Origin of the sequence: Stenotrophomonas pictorum JCM 9942 (assembly GCF_001310775.1) — a bacterium.
Classification (GTDB): Bacteria; Pseudomonadota; Gammaproteobacteria; order Xanthomonadales; family Xanthomonadaceae; genus Stenotrophomonas; species Stenotrophomonas pictorum.
In genome coordinates this window covers 1-1,665 of record NZ_BAZI01000491.1, presented here as the reverse complement: position 1 = coordinate 1,665, position 1,665 = coordinate 1, and the positions used below count along the sequence as shown (strand labels likewise).

Annotated in this window: 2 protein-coding genes and 1 pseudogene; all 3 read right to left on the bottom strand. The window is 67.4% G+C overall.

Going from position 1 to position 1,665, the window contains the following annotated elements; all coding sequences use genetic code 11:
- Positions 1–42: 42 nt before the first annotated feature.
- The 3 genes and pseudogenes from tatC to tatA all read right to left on the bottom strand — a co-directional run bounded on the left by tatC (position 43) and on the right by tatA (position 1,471).
- Positions 43–791 (bottom strand): annotated as a pseudogene (gene tatC, locus JCM9942_RS15350) (twin-arginine translocase subunit TatC).
- Entirely contained in the window at positions 788–1,228 is a 441-nt protein-coding gene (gene tatB, locus JCM9942_RS15345) for a Sec-independent protein translocase protein TatB (RefSeq protein ID WP_054660716.1), read from the bottom strand. The pseudogene tatC and the gene tatB overlap by 4 nt, the downstream one beginning before the upstream one ends.
- A 15-nt stretch (positions 1,229–1,243) precedes the next feature.
- Positions 1,244–1,471 carry a Sec-independent protein translocase subunit TatA gene (gene tatA, locus JCM9942_RS15340; protein ID WP_054660714.1) on the bottom strand — a complete coding sequence of 76 codons (228 nt, stop codon included), beginning with the start codon at positions 1,469–1,471 and terminating at the stop codon, positions 1,244–1,246.
- Positions 1,472–1,665 lie beyond the last annotated feature (194 nt).

The following is a 1,665-nucleotide window of genomic DNA, read 5'->3' as shown; positions in this document are numbered from 1 at the left end:
ACCGGTTGGCCACGACTGCCGGCCTGGGCCGACCCAGCGGTTTCAGGAAGCGGCGGCCTTGTTCGGGTCGCGCGGCTGCAACCAGCGCGCGGCATGGATGCCGAGCTCGTACAGGATGCACATCGGAATGGCCAGCATCAGCTGCGAGACCACATCCGGCGGCGTCAGGATCGCGGCCAGCACGAAGATGCCGACGATCGCGTAGCCGCGCCCTTCGCGCAGCTGCTGCGGCGTCACCCAGCCCAGCAGCACCAGGATGACCATCGCCACCGGCAGTTCGAAACTGGCGCCGAAGGCGAAGAAGATGGCTAGCACAAAATCCAGATAGGCGTTGGCATCAGGGGTGATGGCGATCACTTCCGGGCGGAAAGTGGTCAGAAAATGGAACACCGTCGGCAATACCAGAAAGTAGGCGAACGCACAGCGAGGTAGAACAGCGCCACCGCCGAGCCCAGCAACGGCACGGCCAGCCGCTTCTCGCGCGCATACAGGCCCGGCGCCACGAACGCCCAGGCCTGGTACAGCAGCCACGGCACCGCCACGAACAACGCGGTGAAGAAGGTCAGCTTCAGCGGCGCGAAGAACGCGCCGGCCGGATTGGTGGCGATCATCGACTGCCCGGCCGGCAGCTGGGAGACCAGCGGTGTGGCCAGGTGGGTGTAGAGCGTGCGCGAAAACGGCAGCAGCGCCAGCAGCACCACGCCCAGCCCCATCAGCCCGCGCACCAGCCGCGCGCGCAGCTCGACCAGATGCTCGATCAGCGTGCTGTCGTTGAAATCCGGGTCGCTCACGGCTTCGGCTCCGCTGCATGGGCATCGGCCGGGGCCTGTGGGCTGTCAGAGGGAATCGCGTGATTGCCGGCAGGCGAGGGCCCCCCGGCCACCGGGTCCGCCGTGAGGGGGCGCGGCTCGATGACCCGTTCGCTCGCCGGGGCGGACTGCTCCACTTCCTGCCTGAAGCCATCCACCTCGCCGCGCACCTGTCCGGCCTGATCGCGCAGCCCGGCCTCGGTCTGCTGCATCGAGTGGCGCACGGCCTGCAGGTTGCGCTTGAGCTCCTCGGCGTGCAGTTCGCGTTCGAGTTCCTGCTTGACCGAATCCCACTGGTTGCGGGCACGCCGCACCCACAACCCGGCAAAGCGGGCCGCCTTGGGCAGCCGTTCCGGCCCCAGCACCACCAGGGCCACCACCGCGATCAACAGCAGTTCACTGAAGCCGATATCGAACACGCCCGGAACCCCGGATCAACGCGCGTCGCGGTCGTGCTCGGCCTGCTTGTCGCCGCTCTTCTGCGCATCGCGCGACTGGTCGCCCAGCTGCGCGGCCGGCTTGTCCTCGTCACGCATGCCTTTCTTGAACTCCTTGACGGCACTGCCCAGATCCTTGGCGCCGCTGGTCAGACGCTTGGTGCCGAACACCAGCAGGACGATGACCAGCACGACCAACCAGTGCCAGATGCTGAAACTGCCCATGATCCGCTCGCGTTATCTGTGTGGAGGAGGTCGAGCATAGCGCACCGTGCCTGCTCGATCGCTATGCCGAAGGTCAGTGGCCGCCGTCCAGCGATTCGGTGCGGATTTCACCTTCCGACACCGGCTGGAAGCCCTGCTGCGGCGCGTGCTCGGCCGTGGCCGGCTGCAGCGGTGCGGTGGTGGCGGTATCGGTG

Bases quoted from the DNA above. Each gene is read 5' to 3' on its own strand.
- tatA (WP_054660714.1), bottom strand. From the start codon at position 1,471: ATGGGCAGTTTCAGCATCTGGCACTGGTTGGTCGTGCTGGTCATCGTC.